The sequence below is a fragment of the Streptomyces sp. NBC_01217 genome (assembly GCF_035994185.1).
In the GTDB taxonomy this organism is placed as follows: domain Bacteria; phylum Actinomycetota; class Actinomycetes; order Streptomycetales; family Streptomycetaceae; genus Streptomyces.
In genome coordinates, this window is the sequence record NZ_CP108538.1 from 6216657 (window position 1) to 6238551 (window position 21895).

The window sequence follows — 21895 nt, forward strand, 5'->3', positions numbered from 1 at the left end:
GCCGGGTAGTTGACGATCGGTTTGCGACCCTGTGCGTATGCGCCTGTTGTCGTGGAGGACGAGAAGCGGCTGGCGATGTCCCTGGCCGGGGGACTCACCGCCGAGGGCTTCGACGTGCACGACGGACTCGAAGGTCTGCACCGGGCCGCCGAGGGGGCGCACGACCTCGTCGTCCTCGACATCATGCTGCCCGGGATGAACGACTACCGGGTCTGCGCCGCCGAACACGAGGTGCCGATCCTGATGCTGACGGCGAAGGACGGCGAAGGACGGCGAAGGGCGGCGAAGGACGGCGAAGGACGGGGAGTGCGACGAGGCGGAGGGCCTGGACACCGGGGCCGACGACTATCTGACCAAGCCGTTCTCGTACGTCGTACTGGTCGCCCGCATCCGGGCGCCGATGCGGCGCCGGGGCGGCGGCTCCGCATCGCCGGTGGTCACCGTCGGCTCCCTGCGGATGGACACCGCCGCGCGCCGCGTCCACCTCGGTCTGGACGAAATCACCCTCACGGCCAAGGAGTTCGCAGTGCTGGAGCAGCTCGCGCTGCGCTCCGGTCAGGTGGTGAGCAAGGTGGACATCCTGGAACACGTCTGGGACTTCGCCTACGACGGTGACCCGAACATCGTCGAGGTGTATGTCAGCGCGCTGCGCCGCAAGCTCGGCGCGGCGTACGCGGGACGAGGGCGGCGCCGGTCTCGGCCTGGCCATCGCCCGGGACGTCGCGGCCCGGCACGGCGGCCGGCTGACGGTGGACGGTGCGTGGGAGGGCGGTGCGCGGTTCGAGCTGTGGCTGCCGGGCGCCGGCTGAGCGGGCCCGCCGTGCGGGCCGCACCTGCCGGGCACCGCCCGCCCGGCGGATCACACCTTGCCGCGGCGCCCCCGCAGATGATTCGCGACAGGGGTCAGCGTCTCGTGCAGATTCGCCAGTGCCTCCGGCGTCAGCAGGTCCATGAAGTGCTTGCGCACCGACGCCACGTGGTGCGGCGCCACCTTCCGCATCGTCTCCGCGCCCTCCTCGGTGAGGACCGCGAACAGTCCGCGCCGGTCGGACTCGCAGTTCTCCCTGCGGACCAGGCCCGCGCTCTCCATGCGGGTGATCTGGTGCGAGAGCCTGCTCTTGGACTGCAGCGTCGCGGTGGCGAGGTCGCTCATCCGCATGCGCTGATCGTCCGACTCCGAGAGGTTGACCAGGATCTCGTAGTCGTTCATGGTCAGGCCGAACGGCTGGAGGTCCTTCTCAAGCTGGTACATCAGCAGCCTGCTGACGTCCAGGTGGGTGCGCCAGGCGCACTGCTCCGCATTGCTCAGCCAGCGAGTGGCCGTCTCGGTCTCCATGTATGGATTCTACCTAAGAAGTTGAAAGCCGGACTAAGGTGAGGGGGTGTGATGCCCGACACGCGCCCGGGGGAGGGCCCGGACGCGGGGTGCAGGCGTTCGATGTCACACTCCGCAGACTACCGTTCACAAACCGAAGCGACGCTGGAGGTCCCCGAGCTGGCCGGGCAGACGGGGTGCGGAGCCGGGTTGACCCGCACCGCCCGGCACCCCGGCCTGCGCCGGAGTCGCCCCCGTCGGCTGCTCGGCCATCAGGATCTCGGTCGACTGGAGCAGCACCGTGCCCGCCCCGACGAACTCGAACTGGTGCTCCTCGCCCGAGGTGCCCCCGAGGCCCGTCAGCGACCGCAGCCCGCCCAGCACGCCCGTCATATAGCCGTGGTCGTAGTGGTGGCACGGCGAAGGGCAGTCCGCCCAGCCCACCAGGGCCTGCGGATCGACCCGCAGCGGCGGCTCCATGAAGACCACGGGACCGTTGGACGCGGCCACGAACTTCCCCGTGCCGATCAGGGTCAGAAAACCCGGCACGATGGACTGCTTGAGTGCCAGCGTCGGCTGGTAGGCGAGGAGGTTGCCGGACCGGATCGTCAGATTCCCGTCCTCCAGGTCGTAGGAGTTCACATCGAAGGCCCGGTCCGCGAGCAGCATCTTCCCGCTGCCCTCGGCCACCACCCAGTCGCTCGCGTGCAGCGGCGAGTGGAAGCTCGTACGGAGCAGCCGGTCGAAGCGGCCGTGGCCTATGCCGTTGAACTCGATCCGCCCGTAGTAGGCGATCATCTTGCCCTTCTGCAGGAACCACTGGCTCCCCTTGAGCTCCACGCAGAAGGTGTACGCGTTGACGTTGTCGTCCGACGGCAGTGTCATCGGGTCGAAGACCACGGGCGTGCTCACAGCTTCTCCTCCGAGGCCTGGACGTACACCGCGCCGCTGCCGCTCAGCTCCAGCTGGAACGCCTCGCCGGAGCCGCGCCCCACCATGTCGCGCCAGCCGAGCGCGGTCGAGAGTTTGTTGCGTACGTCGCCGTGGTGGGCGACATAGGCCTGCGGGTCCACATGCACCTCGCGGCCCGGGGTGATCGGCAGTTCGATCACCCCGCCGTGTGCCATCACCGCGACCGCGCCGTGGCCCTTCAGCGTCGTGGTGAACAGCCCCTGCCCGGTCACCTGGCCGCGCACCATGCCCATGACCCCGCCCTGCGAACCCATGAACATCGTGCCCTGCTGCAACGTCCCGTCGAAGGCGAGCAGCCGGTCGGCCTCCACGTACAGGGTGTCGCCGGACAGGTTGATCACCTGGATGTGGTGGCCGCCGTGGCCGAACATCACCGTGCCGCTGCCCTCGACCGTCATCAGCGGGGTCGTCTCATTGGCCACCCGGCGGCCGATCATCGACATCACGCCGCCCTGGCCGCCCTGGATGTTCGGCGTAAACGACACATCGCCGCGGTAGGCGAGCATCGCGCCGCGCTGGCTGTACATCTTCTGGCCGGGGAGCACCGTCGCCTCGACCATCTTCGAGTTGATCTCACGGAACGGCATCAGACATCGCCCCCGATGGTGTTCCGCTCGCTCGGCTGCACGTAGACGAGTCCCTCGCCCTCGAAGCGGATCTGGAAGGACTCGCCCGAGCCCTCACCCATGAGCGTCCGGAAATTCACTCCGGACTGGAAGTGCTGCTGGAGATTGCCCTGATGTGCGATGTAGGCGCCCGGGTCGACGAACAGCGGGTACTGCGCCGAGACCCGCAGCACCACGGCCGAGCCGTCCGACATGATCGCCGCCTGGCCGGTGCCCTCGACGGTGGTGGTGAACAGGCCGTTGCCGGTCGCCCCGCCGCGCAGGCCGGTGAAGGTGGTGCCGGTGCGCAGCCCGGCGTCGGTGCAGAGCAGATTGCTCGCCTCGACGTAGAGCTTCTCGCCGCGCAGCGAGACGAGATTGATCTCGCTCGCGCGGTCGGCGAAGTAGCAGGTGCCCTGGCCTGTCACTTCCATCACGGTCATCTGCTCGCCGGTCAGCCGGCGGGTCACCATGCCGCGGATGCCCTCACCGCCGCCGGACAACTTCTTGAACGCCATCCGGCCGTCGTACGCGACCATCGAGCCGTTCTTCGCCTTGACGCCATCGCCGGTGAGGTCGACGGCGAGCGTCTTGCTGCCTTGGAGTCGGAACATTGCCACGATGTGACGGTAACGGCAGGACCGCGGAGGGGACAGGGCCCCGAGGAGGAACCGGCACCCTGAACCGACCCTGATACGCATCCGGTACGGGAGCCGTACGCAATCGGGACGTATCCCTAACGGGCACCTCGCGGCATCCCACCGCTTCCTTCACCACCCCCGCCACTCCCGTTTCGGCCCCCGCCACCGGGCACAGCCCGTGACAGTGCCACAATGGGTCGCGCTTGTGCCTGTATTCACAAGCCGTCACGACCCTCCCACCGAAGGTGCCCTCGTGGACATCAAGACCGCTACCGCCCTGCACCGGCTGCGCCTCATCTCGATTCCCGAGGCGCTCTCCTTCCCGGCACTGATCATCTTTGGCTCGATCCTCAGCCGGGTCTCCGACATCGACTTCCTGATGATGCCGCTCGGCATCATCCACGGCGTGCTCTTCGTGATCTACGCCGTGCTGCTGCTGGACGTCTGGGCCAAGACCAAGTGGCCGCTCAAGCGCGTCGCGTTCTTCTTCCTGCTCGCACTGCTGCCGTTCGGCGGGCTGTACGGCGACAAGGTGCTGAAGCGCTACGAGGCCGACGGTGTCATCGCGGCCCGCGCACGCCGCGAAGGCGTGGTCAGCGCATGATCGTCGCGTTCTCGGTCAGTCCGCTGGGTGTCGGTGAGGACGTCGGCGAGTACGTCGCCGACGCCGTCCGGGTCGTCCGGGAGTCCGGGCTGCCCAACCGCACGGACGCCATGTTCACCTCCATCGAGGGCGAGTGGGACCAGGTCATGGACGTCGTCAAGCGGGCCGTCGCCGCCGTCGAGGCCCGCGCCGGACGGGTGTCCCTCGTGCTGAAGGCCGACATCCGCCCCGGTGTCACCGACGGCCTGACCTCCAAGGTCGAGACGGTCGAGCGGTATCTCGCCGGGACGGACTGACGCCCCCGTCCCTCCGTACGACCCGACGAGCCCCCGGCCCCACCCGGCCGGGGGCTCGTCCCGCTCCCGTCACTCCTGCGGGCGGTGCTCCGGCACGGCCAGGGCGATCCCGAGCGGCGTCCGCTCGTACAGCACCTGATGTCCGTACCGGCGCGAGGTGAGCAGCCCCGCCGCGCGCAGCACCGACAGATGCTCCGACACGGACGAGAGCGCGAGGCCCAGCCGGTGCGCGAGCGCGCTCGTCCCGGCCGGTTCGTCCAGCGCGCACAGGACGTCGGCCCGCGCCCGGCCGAGCAGCCGCGCCAGCGCCTGCGGGGTGCGGTCGGCGGGCTCGGTCCACAGCCCGCCGATCCCGCGCGCGGGATAGATGACCGCCGGCTGCCACGGCGGCTCGAAGCCGCTGGCCGGGTCCGGCCAGGAGAAGACGCTGGGAATCAGGACGAGCCCCTGCCCGCCGAGCACCCGGGTGTGCCGGCCGCGCGTCCCGACGACGACGGTCAATGTCGACTCCGACCATTTCAGCCGGGGGCTCAGCTCACCCAGCAGCCGCTCGAAGCCGACCGAGGCCAGCCGCCGCGAGTGGTAGGCGATGTCCGCCTCCAGCAGGGCACGCAGCCGCGGCCAGTGCGGCTCGATCAGCACCCGCCAGGCCTGCTCCAGCAGATCGGCCAGCTCCCGGACGGTCCGGGCGGGATCGGCGAGCATGGCCTGTCCGGCGGGGGAGTGCAGCGCCTCCGGCCGCTCCGCCAGGGAGAGCATGAGGTCCTTGCGGGCGAGTTCGGGATCGATGGACCGCACACCCGCGATCTCCTCCTCGAAGGTGGTGACCGGCCCGGGAGGCGGCGGGCTGATGAAGTCCGGGTTGTGGCCGTGCCGCGCCATCAGCAGCCACAGCGGCCGGAGATCGAGCCCGGCGGCCGCGTCCCGGATCAGCCGGAGCCACGGCAGGTGATACCCGTGCCGCTCGGGCTGGGCCAGCACACGTACGGCGGCCTGGGTCTCCCCGAGCGGCGAGAGCGCGAACCGGCAGCGGAGCAGGTCGCTCTCGTCGAGATGCAGATACAACGGCATGCGCGGCTCTCCCTGCCCGCTGAGTTTCGGCGTGAACCGAAAGTCTACGGAGAACCACCTGCGGCCCACAGGCTGCGCTCATGCCGACAGACACCGAAAACCCCGCAGAGCGCCCGCGCGACGCGACGAACCGCTCCAGCGGCGCAGGCGACGTGGTGGAGGCGGCGGCTCCCTCCGCCTCCCGTGGCTACGGTCCCGTCTTCGCCGTGCGGGAGTTCCGGGCGGTCTTCCTCGCCCATCTGCTCTCCCTGCTCGGCGTCATCGTCAGCGAACTCGCCCTGACCGTCCTCGTGTACCGCCTGACCGGATCGCCCCTGCTCAGCGCCCTCACCTTCGCGCTCGGCCTCCTCCCGTACCTCTTCGCGGGCACGCTCCTCGCGGGGATCGCCGACCGGTACCCCGCCCGCCGGGTCCTCGTCGTCTGCGATCTGATCTGCGCGGGCTGCGTCGCCGTGATGGTGCTGCCGGGCACTCCGGTCGGCGGACTGCTCGCACTGCGCTGCGTGATCGCCGCCGTGTCACCCGTCTTCACCGGGACCAGGATGGCCGCGCTCGCCGACATCCTGGGCGAGGGCGATCTCTTCGTGCTCGGCCGCTCGCTGCTGCGGATCGTCTCGCAGACCGCGTTGCTCGCCGGCTTCGGCGTGGGCGGTCTGCTGCTCGCCGTACTGTCCCCGCGCGGCGCGATGACGATCACCGCGGTGACCTTCCTCTGCTCGGCGGCCCTGCTCCGCCTCGGCACCCGTGACCGGCCGGCCAGGTCCACGGAAGGTGGCGGCGGCGCCCTGCTCAAGGAGTCGGTCTCCGGCGCCCGGGCCGTCCTCGCCGACCGCAGGATCCGCGGGCTGCTGCTGCTGTTCTGGCTGCCCCCGATGTTCGTCGTGGCACCGGAGGCGCTCGCCGCACCGTACGCGGACGAGATCGGCGTGGGGCCGGTCGCGCTCGGGCTGCTGATGTGTGCGATGCCGGTCGGACAGATCGCCGCCGAATTGTACGTGGGCACCGCGCTGACCCCCCGTCTGCGCTCCCTGATCGTGCTGTCGGCCGCCGCCGCGGGACTGCTGCCGCTGGTGGTGTACGGGCTCCGCCCCGGCATGGTCGTCACCGTGCTCGCGCTGGCCCTGGCCGGGGCGGGATCGGCGTACGTCATCGGCCTCGACCAGTGGTTCGTCGCCGCCGTACCGGAAGCGCTGCGCGGCCGGGCCATGACCCTGCTCACCGCCGGGCTGATGACGCTCCAGGGCGTCGGCATGGCCCTCGCCGGGCTCGCCGCCGAATTCCTCCCCGTACACCAGGTGGTCGCCGCAGCGGGAGCGATGGGCACGCTCTGCGTGCTGCTGCTCGTCCTGGAGGTCAGGAGAACCGCACCCGCCGACCGCATTCGGACCGAAGTTCGAGACGGGGCTGACCAGCATATGACCAGTGGGTAAGGTCGACGGCGTGTCGAAACCGCTCAGTCTCCCCTTCGATCCCATTGCCCGCGCCGACGAACTCTGGCAGCAGCGCTGGGGTCCGGTGCCCTCGATGGGGGCGATCACCTCGATCATGCGCGCGCAGCAGATCCTGCTGGCCGAGGTCGACGCGGTGGTCAAACCGTACGGACTGACCTTCGCGCGATACGAGGCGCTGGTGCTGCTCACCTTCTCCAAGGCCGGCGAGCTGCCGATGTCCAAGATCGGCGAGCGGCTCATGGTCCACCCGACCTCCGTCACGAACACGGTGGACCGGCTGGTGCGCTCCGGCCTGGTCGCCAAGCGCCCCAACCCGAACGACGGCCGCGGAACCCTCGCCTCCATCACCGACAAGGGACGCGAGGTCGTCGAGGCCGCGACCAAGGACCTGGTCGACATAAAGTTCGGGCTCGGGGCGTACGACGCCGAGGAGTGCGCGGAGATCTTCGCCCTGCTGCGGCCGCTGCGGATCGCGGCCCAGGATTTCCAGGAGCCGTAGGGCGGCCCGTAGGACAACACTTCGAGGGCCCGGCCCGCTGCAAGATCGCCCCGGGCGTCCGGTTACGCTCGATTCCATGAAACGCAGTGTGCTGACCCGGTACCGGGTGATGGCCTACGTCACCGCAGTCATGTTGCTGGTGCTCTGCACCTGCATGGTCTTCAAGTACGGCTTCGAAACGGGCGAGGACCTGACGCTCATCGTCTCCCAGGTCCACGGTGTCCTCTACATCATCTACCTGATCTTCGCCTTCGACCTGGGCTCCAAGGCCAAGTGGCCGGTCGGCAAGCTGCTCTGGGTGCTGATCTCCGGCACCATCCCGACGGCCGCGTTCTTCGTCGAGCGCAAGGTCGTCCGCGAGGTCGAGCCGCTGATCGCCGACGGTTCCCCCGTGACCGTCAAGGCCTGATACCCCGGCCGCACCGCACCGCACCACCCGAACCGCCCCGTGCAAAGCACCGGGCGGTTTGCCATCGACATTTACTAGGACGTCCTAGTAAATTCGATGGTATGGACGCTGACGCGATCGAGGAGGGCCGCCACCGCTGGCAGGCCCGTTACGACAAGGCCCGCAAGCGTGACGCGGACTTCACCACGCTCTCCGGCGACCCGGTCGAGCCCGTGTACGGACCCCGCCCGGGGGACACGTACGAGGGATTCGAGCGGATCGGCTGGCCCGGTGAGTACCCCTTCACGCGAGGGCTCTATCCGACCGGCTACCGCGGCCGGACCTGGACCATCCGCCAGTTCGCCGGCTTCGGCAACGCCGAGCAGACCAACGAGCGCTACAAGATGATCCTCGCCGCGGGCGGCGGCGGGCTCAGTGTCGCCTTCGACATGCCGACGCTGATGGGCCGCGACTCCGACGACCCCCGCTCGCTCGGCGAGGTCGGGCACTGCGGCGTGGCCATCGACTCCGCAGCCGACATGGAGGTCCTTTTCAAGGACATCCCGCTCGGTGATGTCACGACGTCCATGACGATCAGCGGACCCGCCGTCCCCGTCTTCTGCATGTACCTGGTCGCCGCCGAGCGCCAGGGCGTCGACCCGGGTGTGCTCAACGGCACGCTCCAGACCGACATCTTCAAGGAGTACATCGCGCAGAAGGAGTGGCTCTTCCAGCCCGAGCCCCATCTGCGCCTCATCGGCGACCTGATGGAGCACTGCGCCCGCGACATCCCCGCCTACAAGCCGCTCTCCGTCTCCGGCTACCACATCCGCGAGGCCGGGGCGACAGCCGCGCAGGAGCTCGCGTACACCCTCGCCGACGGCTTCGGCTATGTGGAGCTCGGCCTCTCCCGCGGGCTGGACGTCGACACCTTCGCGCCCGGTCTCTCCTTCTTCTTCGACGCGCACCTCGACTTCTTCGAGGAGATCGCCAAGTTCCGTGCCGCGCGCCGGATCTGGGCCCGCTGGATGAAGGAGACGTACGGCGCGAAGACCGACAAGGCGCAGTGGCTGCGCTTCCACACCCAGACCGCCGGTGTCTCGCTCACCGCCCAGCAGCCGTACAACAACGTCGTACGGACCGCGGTCGAGGCCCTGTCCGCCGTCCTCGGCGGCACCAACTCGCTGCACACCAACGCCCTCGACGAGACCCTCGCGCTCCCCTCCGAGCAGGCCGCCGAGATCGCGCTGCGTACCCAGCAGGTGCTGATGGAGGAGACCGGCGTCGCCAATGTGGCCGACCCGCTGGGCGGTTCCTGGTACGTCGAGCAGCTCACCGACCGGATCGAGGCCGACGCCGAGAAGATCTTCGACCGGATCAAGGAGCGCGGCACCCGGGCGCACCCGGACGGGCAGCACCCCATCGGGCCGATGACCTCCGGCATCCTGCGCGGGATCGAGGACGGCTGGTTCACCGGTGAGATCGCCGAGTCCGCCTTCCAGTACCAGCAGTCGCTGGAGAAGGGCGACAAGCGGGTCGTGGGCGTCAACGTCCACCACGGCTCGGTCACCGGCGACCTGGAGATCCTGCGGGTCAGCCACGAGGTCGAGCGCGAGCAGGTCCGCGAACTCGGCGGCCGCAAGGACGCCCGCGACGACGCGCGGGTCAAGTCGGCGCTGGACGCGATGCTGGCCGCCGCCCGCGACGACTCCAACATGATCGCTCCGATGCTCGACGCCGTACGCGCGGAGGCGACGCTCGGTGAGATCTGCGGGGTCCTGCGAGACGAATGGGGCACCTACACGGAGCCGCCCGGCTTCTGATACACGGAGCCGCCCGGCTTCTGACGGGCCGGCACGGGCGGCGGCCCGCGTCACGCGGAGGCCGCCGCCCCCAGCCCCGTGAGCAGCAGCCCCGTGAAGCGCCGGGCCCAGTCCTCGTCGACGGGTTCGGCGCTCACCAGGGCTCGGTGCACCACCGCGCCGGCGATCACATCGAAGATCAGATCGGCGGTCCCGGCAGCCACGGTCTCGTCCTGCTCGACGGGCAACTCCCCGCGTTCCTGAGCCCGTTGACGACCCTGGAGCACCAGCCGCTTCTGCCGGTCCACGATCGAGTCCCGGATCCGGGTCCGCAGCGCCTCGTCGCGGGTCGACTCCGCGACCACCGCCATCAGCGCCGTCTGGGTCTCCGGGCGCTCCAGCAGCGCGGCGAACTGCAGCACCACCGCCTGCACATCGGCCGACAGGCTGCCCAGATCGGGCAGTTCCAGCTCGTCGAAGAGGACCGCGACGGCGTCCACGACCAGCTCGTTCTTGCCCGCCCACCGCCGGTACAGGGTCGTCTTGGCGACCCCGGCCCGCGTCGCCACATCCCCCATCGTCAGCTTCGACCAGCCGAGGTCGACCAGGGAGGCTCTGGTCGCCTCCAGGATCGCTTCGTCGGCCGCGACGCTGCGGGGTCGTCCCGTTCGAGGGGGTTTGGGGTGGCTGTGGCTCAGCATGCCGCGACCATACCGGTCAGTAGGGAGAACCGACCGGTCCCGTTCACCGTGAGACAGATCACCGAACGTACTTGCGCGCGAGGGGTGCCGGGAAGTTACGCTACGGGTCGTAGCGTAAAGACGATGGTCATGCCGTCGTAACGCCACGACCGAACGACAGCCACAGGCACCGGGTGGGGACCCGGCGCCGAAACGGGTCTTTCAGGGGCCCTCGGACCGTGTCTGTCCGTGCCCCCCCGCACACCGGCGGGGACCGCGGACGGGTGCGGTTACGGCATCGCTTTCCGTATCGGCGCGCCAAGGGGGGAGGATGTACGTATGCAGCCTAGGAACATGTCCATGAGCGGTGTCGTCGACCTCGCCGCGGTGAAGGCGGCCGGCGAGGCCAAGGTGAAGGCGGAGCAGGCCCGTGCCGAGGCCGCCCGGCAGGGTGGTGGCGGTGCCGTGCCCCCGTCCGCCCTGGTGATCGATGTCGATGAGGCAGGCTTCGAGAACGATGTCCTGCAGCGCTCCGCCGAGGTCCCGGTCGTCATCGACTTCTGGGCCGAGTGGTGCGAGCCGTGCAAGCAGCTGAGCCCGCTGCTGGAGCGCCTGGCCCATGAGTACAACGGCCGCTTCGTGCTGGCCAAGGTCGATGTCGACGCCAACCAGATGCTGATGCAGCAGTTCGGCATCCAGGGCATCCCGGCAGTCTTCGCCGTCGTCGCCGGGCAGGCCCTCCCGCTCTTCCAGGGCGCGGCCTCCGAGTCCCAGATCCGGCAGACGCTGGACCAGTTGATCCAGGTCGGCGAGGAGCGGTTCGGGCTGACCGGAATCGTGGTCGACCAGGATGCGGAAGCCGACGCGGAAGCCGGCACGGCTCCGGCCGAGGCGCCCGCCGGGCCGTACGACGCCCTGCTCGAAGCGGCCGTACAGGCGCTGGACGCCAGTGACTTCGCAGGTGCCATCCAGGCGTACAGGAACGTCCTGTCCGACGACCCGGCCAACACGGAGGCCAAGCTCGGTCTCGCCCAGGCCGAACTGCTGGCCCGGGTCAAGGACATGGACCCGCAGCAGGTCCGCAAGGACGCCGCGGAGAGTCCGGCCGATGTCGCGGCGCAGCTCGCGGCCGCCGATCTGGATCTGGTCGGCGGTCATGTCGAGGACGCCTTCGGGCGGCTCGTCGAGACCGTCCGCCGTACCTTCGGTGACGACCGGGACGCGGCGCGGGTGCGCCTGCTCGAACTCTTCGAGGTGATCGGCCCCGACGATCCGAGGGTCGGCGCCGCGCGTACGGCGCTGGCGCGGGTCTTGTTCTGATGTGACAACGCGGCTGCGGCACCCCCGGGGTGCCGCAGCCGTTTTCGCGAGCAGGCGATAAGAGACAGCTCCGCTTTACCAAATCTTGATAAAGGTACGGCCTGTTACTCGCAGTAAATCACCCTCTGGGATCTGTCCGTATAAGGACCCCGATTCTCCTTTCGTCCTTCAGTTCGGTGCCACCCTGTGTGGCCGGGTGGTACCACCGGGTCGCACAGCGGTTATCGGGCCGTTACTAGCGAGTAACGAACCCCCTTGTGCCACGGGCGGGAATGCACCACGATCGGCCACGCTCGGTCCAATAACGCCAGCCCGGCTGCCAGTCGGCGCGGCGGCCCTGTTGGGTCCCCACCGAGTGGGTCGGCGGCAGTGGCGCCGGCTCCGGACAGGGGGGTTCCTGCCGTCCGGCAGGGCCTGTCCGAACAGGTTGCGCGAATGCGTGGCCAGTGGTTGTCGCTCGGGGGTGATCGCCGGTGATTCGGACGCGGTTCCTGCCTCCGTACGCGGGCGCTCTCCTTTCCGAGGACGTAGCACTTCTCCCATCCCAGGACGGGCCCTGGCCCGAATCGGAGATGTACGTCCGAGAAGGAGGAAAATTATGAGTTCCCAGGTTCGTGGCGGCACCAGATGGAAGCGTTTCGCTCTGGTCATGGTGCCGAGCGTCGTCGCGACCGCCGCCGTGGGCGTCGGTCTCGCGCAGGGCGCCCTCGCGGCGTCGTTCAGCGTGTCCGGCCAGAGCTTCAAGGTGCACGCGGACAAGCTCGTCGGCCACAACTTCGTCCAGTACGGCAGTGTCGCCACCGGCAAGAGCATTGACGGCAAGGACGCGGCGCACGCCGTGGCCGTGTCGGGCTTCAGTGACGCCACGATCACCAACATGTGCCAGTCGGTGGTCACTCCGAACCTTCCGTTCGGCCTCGGTACCGTCACGCTGCAGCTGAACGCGGGTACGGACCCGAAGAAGCCGGTCAGGGCGACCAATCTGTACCTGGACGTCGCCGAGCTCGACGCCGACGCGTACTTCGAGAACATCGACATCGGTGTGGCCGCCGGCTCCGTCGGCAAGCCCGGCATCCAGCCCGGTACCGAGAAGGCCGTCAACCCGAACGGTTTCGCGCAGCGCGCCGAGACGGCCGTGCTGACCGACGTGAAGCAGGAGGCGTGGGCGACCACCGCGGGCACCTTCAGACTCAGCAACCTGAGCCTGAAGCTGCACAGCGGCGTCAAGGAGTGCTACTAGGCACTCGCCCGGGTGGCCGGAGCGCTCCGTGCGGGTCTCTCCGGCCGCCCACCCTTTCCTCTTCTCACAGCAGTACCGGTTCCAGGGAGCTGTTTTCCATGAGCCCCGAGTCCACAGGGCAGAACGAGCACTACCTCCGCGTCTTCTGGCGAGGATTCCGCACCTGGCGGGGTAACCGGCCGTTCTGGGCGGGCCTGTTCACCATGGTGGGTGGTCTACCCATCGCGTACTTCCCGTACGCCAACATGCATCTCGGCAACATGACGCTGGCGATGTCCACGACCGCCGGTGCGGGATCGCTGATCATCGGAGTCCTGCTGATCACGCTGGGCCTCACCATGTGGTTCCACCACATCGTGAGAGTGTTCGCCGGAGTCGCCGCGATCCTGCTCGCGCTGATCTCCATACCGGTCGCCAACATCGGTGGCTTTTTGATCGGCTTCCTGTTCTCCCTGCTCGGTGGAGCACTCTCCATCTCCTGGGCCCCGGGCGAGCCGAAGCCCGAACCCGTTGCCTTCAAGGGTGAGAGGCCCGAGGACGCCGGATTCGGCACGCAGGAGCCCGAACCCGGGTTCCAGAGCACGGCAGCGATGCCCCAGCAGCAGCCGGAGCAGCACGACACGACAGTTGAGGTCGACGGCGGGAGGCATCGTGCGGGGTGACGAGACGCAGCTGAACCTGTCCGGGGACGACCTCCGGGCGAGAGGCGGACCGCGCCACGCGGCCCCCAGGAAGTCGTTGCTGACGAAGCTGCACATCCCCGCGGGCAAGGCCTTCGCGCTCGCCGCGATGCCGACGGCCGTCTTCGTGGGCATGGGGCTCACCCCCAGACTCGCGCTGGCCGACGACAGCAAGGACATCCCCTTCGCGCCGGGCCCCTGTGTGACGCGCTCCGACGAGCCGAGCGAATCGCCGTCCCCGTCCGCATCGGAGACGAAGTCGCCGTCCCCGTCCGCCACCGACTCCGGTGACAAGGACGAAGCGACGACGCCGAAGCCCTCGGCGACCCCGTCCGCGAGCGACGCGGCGAAGCCCGAGACGCAGGCCGCCGACGCGCCCGCCGCCGCGCCCAGCTCCTCGCCCACACCCACGCAGTCGACGAACCCGCTCGACCCGCTGGGCGTCGGCGACGCGCTCAAGGACCTCCTCGACGGACCGGACAAGGAGACGGCGAGCCCGTCCCCGAGCGCCACCACCGCGTCACCGAAGCCCTCGCAGAGCGACGCGGCCAAGCCCGTGGAGAAGGTCACGGACGCCGCGAAGGAGACGGCCGACAAGACCGCCGACGCCATCCGCGACGCCGCCGACAAGGCCGGCGAGTCCGTCAAGGAGCTCGACGACAGCGTCAAGGGACTCGACGTCAAGAAGGACGAGGACATCCCGGACGGGGCCAAGGAGCCCTTCCCGTGTCCGACCGCCGACCCCGAGGCACTGGCCGCGGCCGACCTGGAGACGGGCATCCCGCTGGTCCCGACCGACCCGTGGATCCTGGACAGCTCGCTGCTCACCCTCAACGGGCTGGACTACAAGGGCATCGTCGAGGTGAAGACGCAGGACGGCACCATCAAGAAGGTGCTGAAGTTCACCGCGAGCTCCATCGACATCAAGGACCTCCACCAGCTGACGGTCGGCCCGAACGGCACCACGGGCCATGTCCAAGCGCGGGCGGGCTCCACGTCCACCATCCGCAACGGCACGGTGACGATGTACACGGAGGAGCTGAAGGGCAACCTCTTCGGCCTCATACCGGTCACGTTCAGCCCGCAGACACCGCCGCCGGTGAACGTCCCGTTCGCCTTCTTCACCAAGGTCAAGGTCACCCAGGCCGGCCAGTTCGGCGGCTCGCTCACGGTGCCCGGCCTGCACAACTACTTCACCGGCGGCAACAGCTAGCCGTAACCGACCCGTTCGGGAGCCGCACAAGGACTGTGGCCCGCACCCCCGCTAAGCGGAGGTGCGGGCCACAGTCCTTGTGCGGAGTGCGTGTCAGTCGCGCGCGCCGCCGCCCACGTGGTGGACCCGAACCATGTTCGTCGTGCCCGGGATGCCGGGGGGCGAGCCGGCCGTGATGACCATTGTGTCGCCCGCGTTGTAGCGGCTCAGCTTCAGCAGTTCGGCGTCGACCAGGTCCACCATGGCGTCGGTGTTGTCCACGTGCGGGACGACGTGGGCCTCGACGCCCCAGCTCAGGGCGAGCTGGTTGCGGGTGGACTCGTCGGTGGTGAAGGCCAGGATCGGCTGCGCGGCGCGGTAGCGCGAGAGGCGGCGGGCCGTGTCGCCGGACTTGGTGAAGGCGACAAGTGCCTTGCCGTTCAGGAAGTCCGCGATCTCGCAGGCGGCGCGGGCCACCGAACCGCCCTGGGTGCGGGGCTTCTTGCCCGGCACCAGCGGCTGGAGGCCCTTGGAGAGCAGCTCCTGCTCGGCGGCGACGACGATCTTCGACATCGTCTTGACCGTCTCGATCGGATACGCGCCGACGCTGGACTCGGCGGACAGCATGACCGCGTCCGCGCCGTCCAGGATCGCGTTGGCGACATCGGACGCCTCGGCACGCGTCGGCCGCGAGTTGGTGATCATCGACTCCATCATCTGGGTCGCCACGATCACCGGCTTGGCGTTCCGCCGGCAGAGCTCCACCAGGCGCTTCTGCACCATCGGGACCTTCTCCAGGGGGTACTCGACGGCCAGGTCGCCGCGGGCGACCATCACACCGTCGAACGCCATGACGATGCCCTCCATGTGCTCGACCGCCTGCGGCTTCTCCACCTTGGCGATGACGGGGACCCGGCGGCCCTCCTCGTCCATCACCTTGTGGACGTCCTTGATGTCATTGGCGTCCCGCACGAAGGACAGCGCCACCAGGTCGCAGCCCATCCGCAGGGCGAAGCGCAGATCCTCGACGTCCTTCCCGGACAGGGCCGGGACGTTGACCGCCGCACCGGGCAGGTTGATGCCCTTGTGGTCGGAGATGACACCGCCCTCGATGACGATGGTCCTCACCCGGGGGCCCTCGACCGCGACGACCTTCAGCTCGACGTTGCCGTCGTTGATCAGGATCGGGTCGCCCTTGTCGACGTCGCCGGGCAGACCCTTGTAGGTCGTGCCGCAGATCGACTTGTCGCCGGGGACGTCCTCCGCGGTGATCGTGAACTCGTCCCCGCGGACCAGCTCGACGGGGCCCTCGGCGAACTTCGCCAGGCGGATCTTCGGGCCCTGGAGGTCGGCGAGCACGCCGACCGCCCTGCCCGTCTCGGCGGCGGCCTTGCGGACCCGGTCGTAACGACCCTGGTGCTCCTCGTGGCTGCCGTGACTGAAGTTGAAGCGGGCCACGCTCATGCCGGCCTCGATCAGAGCGACGAGCTGCTCATGGGAGTCGACGGCGGGACCGAGTGTGCAGACGATTTTGGAACGGCGCATGAGGCGGATCCTATCGGTTTGTTTCGCTACGGAATATTCCGTCTGGTGGAAGGTACAAAGGGGCGCGGGGGTGCTCAGTTGTGGGCCTGTCCGACGAGTGCGAAGGTCTGGACGGCGATCTCCAGCTCCTCGTCCGTCGGCACCACGGCGACCGCGACCCGCGCGTAGTCCGGCGAGATCAGCCGCGGTGAGCCGGACCGTACGGCGTTCAGATCCGCGTCCACCGCCAGGCCGAACTCTTCGAGACCGGTGATCGCAGCCTCCCGTACGGGCGCCGAGTTCTCCCCGACCCCCGCCGTGAACACCACCGCATCCACCCGCCCGAGGACCGCCGAATAGGCGCCGATGTACTTCTTCAGCCGGTGCACATAGATGTCGAACGCGAGCGCCGCCCGCTCGTCGCCCTCGTCGACCCGGCGCCGGATCTCCCGCATGTCGTTGTCGCCGCAGAGCCCGACCAGGCCGCTCTTCTTGTTGAGCAGTACGTCGATCTCGTCCGTCGACATCCCCGCCACCCGCTTGAGGTGGAAGGTGACGGCCGGATCGATGTCGCCCGAGCGCGTACCCATCACCAGCCCCTCCAGCGGGGTCAGTCCCATCGAGGTCTCCACGCACCTGCCGCCCGCCACCGCCGAGGCCGAGGCGCCGTTGCCCAGGTGCAGCACGATGACATTGACGTCCTCGGGGCTGCGTCCCAGCAGCTCGGCGGCCTTGCGGGAGACATAGGCGTGCGAGGTGCCGTGGAATCCGTAGCGCCGGATGCGGTGCGCGTCGGCGGTCTCCACATCGATCGCGTACCGCGCCGCGTACTCCGGCATCGTCGTGTGGAACGCCGTGTCGAAGACCGCCACCTGCGGCAGGTCCGGACGCAGGGCCTGTGCGGTACGGATGCCGACGATGTTCGCCGGATTGTGCAGCGGGGCCACCGGGACCAGGCGCTCGATCTCCGTCAGCACCTCGTCGTCGATCACCACGGGCTCGGTGAACCGCAGCCCGCCGTGCACCACCCGGTGGCCGATCGCCGCCAGCGCGGGGGAGTCCAGGCCGAGGCCGTCGGCCGCCAGCTCCTCGGCCGCCGCCTTCAGCGCGGCCTCGTGATCGGCGATCCGGCCGATGCGCTCGCGCGGCTCGGCGCCCCCGCCGACCAGCGGGGTGTGCACCAGCCGGGAGGTCTCCTCGCCGATCCGCTCGACCAGTCCGGCCGCCAGCCGGGAGTGGTCGCTCATGTCCAGGAGCTGGTACTTCACCGACGAGGAGCCGGAGTTGAGCACGAGTACGCGATCGGCGCGCACTGTCTTCGGGGTGGTCATGCGGTCTGCTCCTCGCCCTGCGCCTGGATCGCCGTGATGGCCACGGTATTGACGATGTCCTGGACGAGCGCGCCCCGGGATAGATCGTTGACGGGCTTCCGCAGCCCCTGGAGCACCGGTCCGACGGCCACCGCGCCCGCCGAGCGCTGCACGGCCTTGTACGTGTTGTTGCCGGTGTTCAGGTCCGGGAAGATCAGCACCGTCGCCTGCCCGGCCACCTCGGAGCCGGGCAGCTTCGTCGCGGCGACGCTCGGCTCCACCGCCGCGTCGTACTGGATCGGGCCCTCGATCCTGAGGTCCGGCCGGCTCCTGCGCACCCGGTCCGTCGCCTCGCGCACCTTGTCGACGTCGGCGCCCGACCCCGAGGTGCCCGTCGAGTACGACAGCATCGCGATCCGCGGCTCCACACCGAAGCGCGCGGCGGTGGCGGCCGACTGCACCGCGATGTCGGCGAGCTGCTCCGCGTCCGGGTCCGGGTTGACCGCGCAGTCCCCGTACACCAGGACCTTGTCGGCCAGGCACATGAAGAAGACGGAGGAGACGATCGAGGCGTCCGGCTTGGTCCCCCCAGCGCCCGCCGCCACCCTGCCTGACGAGCTTCGCTCGGCCCCCTTCGTTCTTATGATCTCGAACGCGGGGCGGATCGTCGCCGCCGTGGAGTGCACGGCTCCCGAGACCATGCCGTCCGCGAGCCCCTCCTGGACCATCAGGGTGCCGAAGTAGTTGACGTCCGCGACGACGTCGTACGCCAGCTCGACCGTGACCCCGCGGTGCGCGCGCAGCTGTGCGTACCGCTCCGCGAAGGCCTGGCGCAGCTCGGAGGTCTGCGGGTCGATGAGCTGCGTACCGGCGAGATCGATGCCGAGGTCGGCGGCCTTCTTGCGGATGACGCCGGGGTCGCCGAGGAGCGTGAGGTCGCAGACGTCGCGGCGCAGCAGTACGTCGGCGGCGCGCAGCACCCGTTCCTCGGTGCCCTCCGGCAGGACGACGCGGCGCCGGTCGGCGCGGGCCTGCTCCAGCAGTTCGTGCTCGAACATCATCGGGGTGACCCGGCCGCTGCGGGCCACCGAGATCCGGTCCAGCAGGGCGCCGGTGTCCACATGGCGCTCGAAGAGGCCCAGTGCGGTCTCGGCCTTGCGGGGCGTCGCCGCGTTCAACTTGCCTTCCAGCGCGAAGAGTTCCCCTGCGGTGGGGAAGGAGCCGCCGGCCACGGAGATGACCGGGGTGCCCGGTGCGAGTCGCGCGGCCAGCCTGAGTATCTCCTCGCCGGGGCGTTCGTTCAGGGTGAGCAGCACCCCCGCGATGGGCGGGGTCCCGGCGCTGTGCGCGGCCAGCGAGCCGATCACCAGATCCGCGCGGTCCCCGGGCGTGACCACCATGCAGCCCGGCGTCAGCGCCTTCAGCATGTTCGGCAGCATCGCACCGCCGAAGACGAAGTCCAGCGCGTCCCTGGCCAGCCCGGAGTCGTCGCCGAGCAGCACCGTGCCGCCGAGCGCCGCGGTGATCTGGGCGACGGTCGGCGCGGAGAGCGCGGCGTCGTCCGGCAGGACCGAACAGGGGACGGGCAGCCGGGCCGCCAGCCGCTCCGCGATGGCATCACGGTCCTCGGCCGCCACCCGGTTCACGATCATCGCGAGGACGTCGCAGCCCAGGCCGGCGTACGCCCGGTAGGCGTTGTGGGTCTCGGCCCGTACGGAATCCGCGGGCTGGCCCTTCCCGCCGACCACCGCGATGACCGAGGCGCCGAACTCATTGGCGAGCCGGGCGTTGAGCGCCAGCTCGTCCGGGAGCTGGGTGGCGGCGAAGTCGGTGCCGAGTACCAGCACCACCTCGTACTTCTGGGCCACCTGATGGAAGCGGTCGACGAGCCGGGAGACCAGTTCGTCCGTACCCTGCTCCGCCTGGAGCGCGGACGCCTCGTGGTAGTCCAGCCCATAGGCCGACGCGGGATCCTGGGAGAGCCGGTAGCGGGCCCGCAGCAGCTCGAACAGCCGGTCGGGTCCGTCGTGCACGAGCGGCCGGAACACCCCGACCCGGTCCACCTGACGCGTCAGGAGCTCCATGACTCCCAGATCGACGACCTGCCGGCCGTCTCCCCGGTCGATCCCGGTCACGTACACGCTGCGCGTCACGCGTGCTCTCCCGTCCATATTTGCGGTTTGGGATGGTATTGCCAAGTTGACGATACCCGCGCGGGCACAGGCGCCGCCCGCCGGGTGAAAGACCCTCCGCGGAAGGCCCTAGCGCGAGGTCCAGACCTGACGTGGGACAATTGTTGTGGCTCACGGTACGGGGGATTCTGTAGTCGCCCCCGAAATGCATGGCACTAGCGAGCAGGAGATACAGCACGATGCGCATCGGAGTTCTCACGGCAGGCGGCGACTGCCCAGGCCTGAACGCAGTGATCCGGTCGGTCGTGCACCGTGCCGTGGCGGGTTACGGCGATGAAGTCATCGGCTTCGAGGACGGGTTCAAGGGACTCCTCGACGGCCACTTCCGCCCCCTCGGTCTCAACGAGGTCAGCGGCATCCTCTCCCTCGGCGGCACCATTCTCGGCTCGGCCCGGCTGGAGCGCGACCGGCTGCGCGAGGCCGCCGAGAACTGCGCCGAGCTGAGCCGCCGTTACGGCATGGACGCCCTCATCCCGATCGGCGGCGAAGGCACCCTCACCGCCGCGCGGATGCTGTCGGACGCCGGGATGCCCGTCGTCGGCGTCCCCAAGACCATCGACAACGACATCTCCGCCACCGACCGCACCTTCGGCTTCGACACCGCGGTGGGCGTCGCCACCGATGCCATAGACCGCCTCAAGACCACCGCCGAATCGCACCAGCGGGTCATGGTCGTCGAGGTGATGGGCCGCCACGCGGGCTGGATCGCGCTGGAGTCCGGCATGGCGGGCGGCGCGCACGGCATCTGCCTGCCCGAGCGCCGCTTCCAGGTCGAGGACCTGGTCAAGATGGTCGAGGAACGCTTCGCACGCGGCAAGAAGTTCGCGGTCATCTGTGTCGCCGAGGGCGCGCACCCGGCCGAGGGCTCCATGCCGTACGCCAAGGGCGAGATCGACCAGTACGGCCACGAGCGCTTCCAGGGCATCGGCAACCGGCTGGCCATCGAGCTGGAGACCCGGCTCGGCAAGGAGGCACGGCCGGTCATTCTCGGCCATGTGCAGCGCGGCGGCACGCCGACCGCGTACGACCGGGTGCTCGCCACCCGCTTCGGCTGGCACGCGGTGGAGGCCGCGCACCGCGGAGACTTCGGCCGGATGACGGCCCTGCGCGGCAACGACATCAAGATGGTCCCGCTCGCCGACGCCATCACCCGGCTCAAGACCGTACCGGCGGACCGGATGGACGAGGCGGAGTCGGTCTTCTGACCGGATCCGGTCTTCTCGCGCGAGCCGGCCTTCCGGCCGGGGGTGGTCCTCTGCCGACCAGGGCGGTCTGAGCACCCCGGCCTTCCGGCCGCCCCCGGCCCTCCGGCCCCCCGGCAGGGGCGTACCGCTCAGGCATCCGGCTTCCGTACCCCCGCCGTCCCCCAGAACCGTTCCACGATCTCCGCCAGGAACTCCCGCCCCGCCGCACCCGTCGCCCCGGCCCGCTCCGTACCCGTGCTGCTCCAGCTCAGCGTCGACACCATCAGCGCCTGGTAGTCGGCGTGCAGCTGCTCCATCACGTCCTGGAGGAAGCCGCGCTCCAGCGGCACCAGCTTCGCCACCTGCCGCACATGGGCCTGCCAGCGCGTCGTCACCGCGCCGCGCAGCAGCTCCGCCAGCTCCTCGTCCCGGCCGCAGACCGTCACGAACCCGGCGGGGGTCAGCCCCAGCACCTCGCTGAGCACCGCGGACTGGCGTTCATTGCCGCGCCAGCGCCCCGCCTCCTCCATCCGCAGATACGCGGTGGCCGTCAGCCCCAGCAGACGCGCCAGCTCCTCCACGGCCAGCTCCCTGGCCACCCGGTGCTCCCGCAGGGTGCGCGCGGCGGTGAGCAGCTCGCCCGGCGAGCACCACAACACCCCGGCCAGCGCCGTGAGTTCGTACTCGCTCGGGACGGCGAGCCCGCGCTCCCAGGCGACCACCGTCTCGGCGCTGACACGGAGTCCGTACTGGGCCCCGAGTCCGTAGGCGACGTGGCCGGGAAGCATCCCCAGGGCCTCGCGGAGTCGGCGCGCGGCGGGGGCGTTGAAGGGCGGGGAGGGGTCCACGGCCCCACCGTAGGAGCCGGCACGCGGTCTGACTACGGTGTGTTCCGCCCATATCACGGCTCGTAGGAACGTCCTAGGCCG

At 69.7% G+C, this 21895-nt stretch carries 21 protein-coding genes and 2 pseudogenes; 13 read left to right on the forward strand and 10 right to left on the reverse strand.

Annotated elements, in window-relative coordinates:
- Positions 1 to 75: 75 nt before the first annotated feature.
- Together OG507_RS27915 and OG507_RS27920 are read left to right on the forward strand one after the other, a co-directional pair.
- A pseudogene (locus OG507_RS27915) lies at positions 76 to 670 on the forward strand (response regulator transcription factor); the annotation flags it as partial.
- A pseudogene (locus OG507_RS27920) lies at positions 669 to 809 on the forward strand (ATP-binding protein); the annotation flags it as partial. The pseudogenes OG507_RS27915 and OG507_RS27920, both read left to right, overlap by 2 nt.
- A 50-nt stretch (positions 810 to 859) precedes the next feature.
- Here OG507_RS27920 and OG507_RS27925 read toward each other — a convergent pair.
- The 4 genes from OG507_RS27925 to OG507_RS27940 all read right to left on the reverse strand — a co-directional run bounded on the left by OG507_RS27925 (position 860) and on the right by OG507_RS27940 (position 3506).
- A complete protein-coding gene (locus OG507_RS27925; RefSeq protein ID WP_327369908.1) occupies positions 860 to 1336 on the reverse strand; it encodes a MarR family winged helix-turn-helix transcriptional regulator in 477 nt (158 codons plus the stop codon).
- Positions 1337 to 1462: 126 nt separating this feature from the next.
- A complete protein-coding gene (locus tag OG507_RS27930; RefSeq protein ID WP_327369909.1) occupies positions 1463 to 2227 on the reverse strand; it encodes an AIM24 family protein in 765 nt (254 codons plus the stop codon).
- Positions 2224 to 2874: an AIM24 family protein gene (locus tag OG507_RS27935; protein ID WP_327369910.1), complete on the reverse strand. Its 651-nt coding sequence runs from the start codon at positions 2872 to 2874 to the stop codon at positions 2224 to 2226. The genes OG507_RS27930 and OG507_RS27935 overlap by 4 nt, the downstream gene beginning before the upstream one ends.
- Positions 2874 to 3506, reverse strand: coding sequence for an AIM24 family protein (locus tag OG507_RS27940; protein ID WP_327372125.1), 633 nt, complete (start codon positions 3504 to 3506; stop codon positions 2874 to 2876). The genes OG507_RS27935 and OG507_RS27940 overlap by 1 nt, the downstream gene beginning before the upstream one ends.
- Before the next feature lie 280 nt (positions 3507 to 3786).
- Between OG507_RS27940 and OG507_RS27945 the strand changes: the two genes are divergently transcribed.
- Both OG507_RS27945 and OG507_RS27950 read left to right on the forward strand, forming a co-directional pair.
- Positions 3787 to 4137 (forward strand): DUF3817 domain-containing protein, encoded by a 351-nt coding sequence (locus OG507_RS27945; protein ID WP_327369911.1) that lies wholly within the window; start codon positions 3787 to 3789, stop codon positions 4135 to 4137.
- A complete protein-coding gene (locus tag OG507_RS27950; RefSeq protein WP_327369912.1) occupies positions 4134 to 4433 on the forward strand; it encodes an MTH1187 family thiamine-binding protein in 300 nt (99 codons plus the stop codon). Before OG507_RS27945 ends, OG507_RS27950 begins: the two co-directional genes overlap by 4 nt.
- Positions 4434 to 4502: 69 nt before the next feature.
- Here the strand turns inward: OG507_RS27950 and OG507_RS27955 are convergent, their stop codons facing one another.
- Positions 4503 to 5504 carry an ArsR/SmtB family transcription factor gene (locus tag OG507_RS27955; RefSeq protein ID WP_327369913.1) on the reverse strand — a complete coding sequence of 334 codons (1002 nt, stop codon included), beginning with the start codon at positions 5502 to 5504 and terminating at the stop codon, positions 4503 to 4505.
- An 80-nt stretch (positions 5505 to 5584) separates the two neighbouring features.
- On the opposite strand from OG507_RS27955, the gene OG507_RS27960 reads away from it, so the two are divergent.
- The 4 genes from OG507_RS27960 (at position 5585) to OG507_RS27975 (ending at position 9665) form a co-directional block, all read left to right on the forward strand.
- Positions 5585 to 6934, forward strand: coding sequence for an MFS transporter (locus OG507_RS27960; protein ID WP_327369914.1), 1350 nt, complete (start codon positions 5585 to 5587; stop codon positions 6932 to 6934).
- Between the two features lie 10 nt (positions 6935 to 6944).
- Positions 6945 to 7454 carry a MarR family winged helix-turn-helix transcriptional regulator gene (locus OG507_RS27965; RefSeq protein WP_327369915.1) on the forward strand — a complete coding sequence of 170 codons (510 nt, stop codon included), beginning with the start codon at positions 6945 to 6947 and terminating at the stop codon, positions 7452 to 7454.
- A gap of 76 nt (positions 7455 to 7530) precedes the next feature.
- Positions 7531 to 7863 (forward strand): DUF3817 domain-containing protein, encoded by a 333-nt coding sequence (locus OG507_RS27970; RefSeq protein WP_327369916.1) that lies wholly within the window; start codon positions 7531 to 7533, stop codon positions 7861 to 7863.
- Positions 7864 to 7964: 101 nt separating this feature from the next.
- A complete protein-coding gene (locus OG507_RS27975) occupies positions 7965 to 9665 on the forward strand; it encodes an acyl-CoA mutase large subunit family protein (RefSeq protein WP_327369917.1) in 1701 nt (566 codons plus the stop codon).
- A gap of 50 nt (positions 9666 to 9715) precedes the next feature.
- Here OG507_RS27975 and OG507_RS27980 read toward each other — a convergent pair whose 3' ends face one another.
- Positions 9716 to 10345: a TetR/AcrR family transcriptional regulator gene (locus OG507_RS27980; protein ID WP_327369918.1), complete on the reverse strand. Its 630-nt coding sequence runs from the start codon at positions 10343 to 10345 to the stop codon at positions 9716 to 9718.
- A 318-nt stretch (positions 10346 to 10663) separates the two neighbouring features.
- On the opposite strand from OG507_RS27980, the gene OG507_RS27985 reads away from it, so the two are divergent.
- From OG507_RS27985 to OG507_RS28000, 4 genes are all read left to right on the forward strand, one after another.
- Positions 10664 to 11644 (forward strand): tetratricopeptide repeat protein, encoded by a 981-nt coding sequence (locus tag OG507_RS27985; RefSeq protein ID WP_327369919.1) that lies wholly within the window; start codon positions 10664 to 10666, stop codon positions 11642 to 11644.
- A 598-nt stretch (positions 11645 to 12242) separates the two neighbouring features.
- Positions 12243 to 12884 (forward strand): DUF6230 family protein, encoded by a 642-nt coding sequence (locus tag OG507_RS27990; RefSeq protein WP_327369920.1) that lies wholly within the window; start codon positions 12243 to 12245, stop codon positions 12882 to 12884.
- A gap of 98 nt (positions 12885 to 12982) precedes the next feature.
- The gene (locus tag OG507_RS27995; protein WP_327369921.1) at positions 12983 to 13546 is read left to right on the forward strand and encodes a DUF6114 domain-containing protein; all 564 of its coding nucleotides are present in this window, start codon (positions 12983 to 12985) and stop codon (positions 13544 to 13546) included.
- Positions 13536 to 14777, forward strand: coding sequence for a hypothetical protein (locus tag OG507_RS28000; RefSeq protein ID WP_327369922.1), 1242 nt, complete (start codon positions 13536 to 13538; stop codon positions 14775 to 14777). The genes OG507_RS27995 and OG507_RS28000 overlap by 11 nt, the downstream gene beginning before the upstream one ends.
- 93 nt (positions 14778 to 14870) lie before the next feature.
- Here OG507_RS28000 and pyk read toward each other — a convergent pair whose 3' ends face one another.
- The 3 genes from pyk to pta all read right to left on the reverse strand — a co-directional run bounded on the left by pyk (position 14871) and on the right by pta (position 19743).
- Positions 14871 to 16301 (reverse strand): pyruvate kinase, encoded by a 1431-nt coding sequence (gene pyk, locus OG507_RS28005; protein WP_327369923.1) that lies wholly within the window; start codon positions 16299 to 16301, stop codon positions 14871 to 14873.
- A gap of 74 nt (positions 16302 to 16375) precedes the next feature.
- Complete coding sequence (locus OG507_RS28010) at positions 16376 to 17611, reverse strand: acetate kinase (protein WP_327369924.1); 1236 nt, start codon at positions 17609 to 17611, stop codon at positions 16376 to 16378.
- Positions 17608 to 19743 (reverse strand): phosphate acetyltransferase, encoded by a 2136-nt coding sequence (pta, locus tag OG507_RS28015; protein ID WP_327369925.1) that lies wholly within the window; start codon positions 19741 to 19743, stop codon positions 17608 to 17610. The genes OG507_RS28010 and pta overlap by 4 nt, the downstream gene beginning before the upstream one ends.
- 218 nt (positions 19744 to 19961) lie before the next feature.
- On the opposite strand from pta, the gene OG507_RS28020 reads away from it, so the two are divergent.
- Positions 19962 to 20987 carry an ATP-dependent 6-phosphofructokinase gene (locus OG507_RS28020; protein WP_327369926.1) on the forward strand — a complete coding sequence of 342 codons (1026 nt, stop codon included), beginning with the start codon at positions 19962 to 19964 and terminating at the stop codon, positions 20985 to 20987.
- A gap of 128 nt (positions 20988 to 21115) precedes the next feature.
- Here the strand turns inward: OG507_RS28020 and OG507_RS28025 are convergent, their stop codons facing one another.
- Positions 21116 to 21754, reverse strand: coding sequence for a helix-turn-helix transcriptional regulator (locus tag OG507_RS28025; RefSeq protein ID WP_327372126.1), 639 nt, complete (start codon positions 21752 to 21754; stop codon positions 21116 to 21118).
- Positions 21755 to 21895 lie beyond the last annotated feature (141 nt).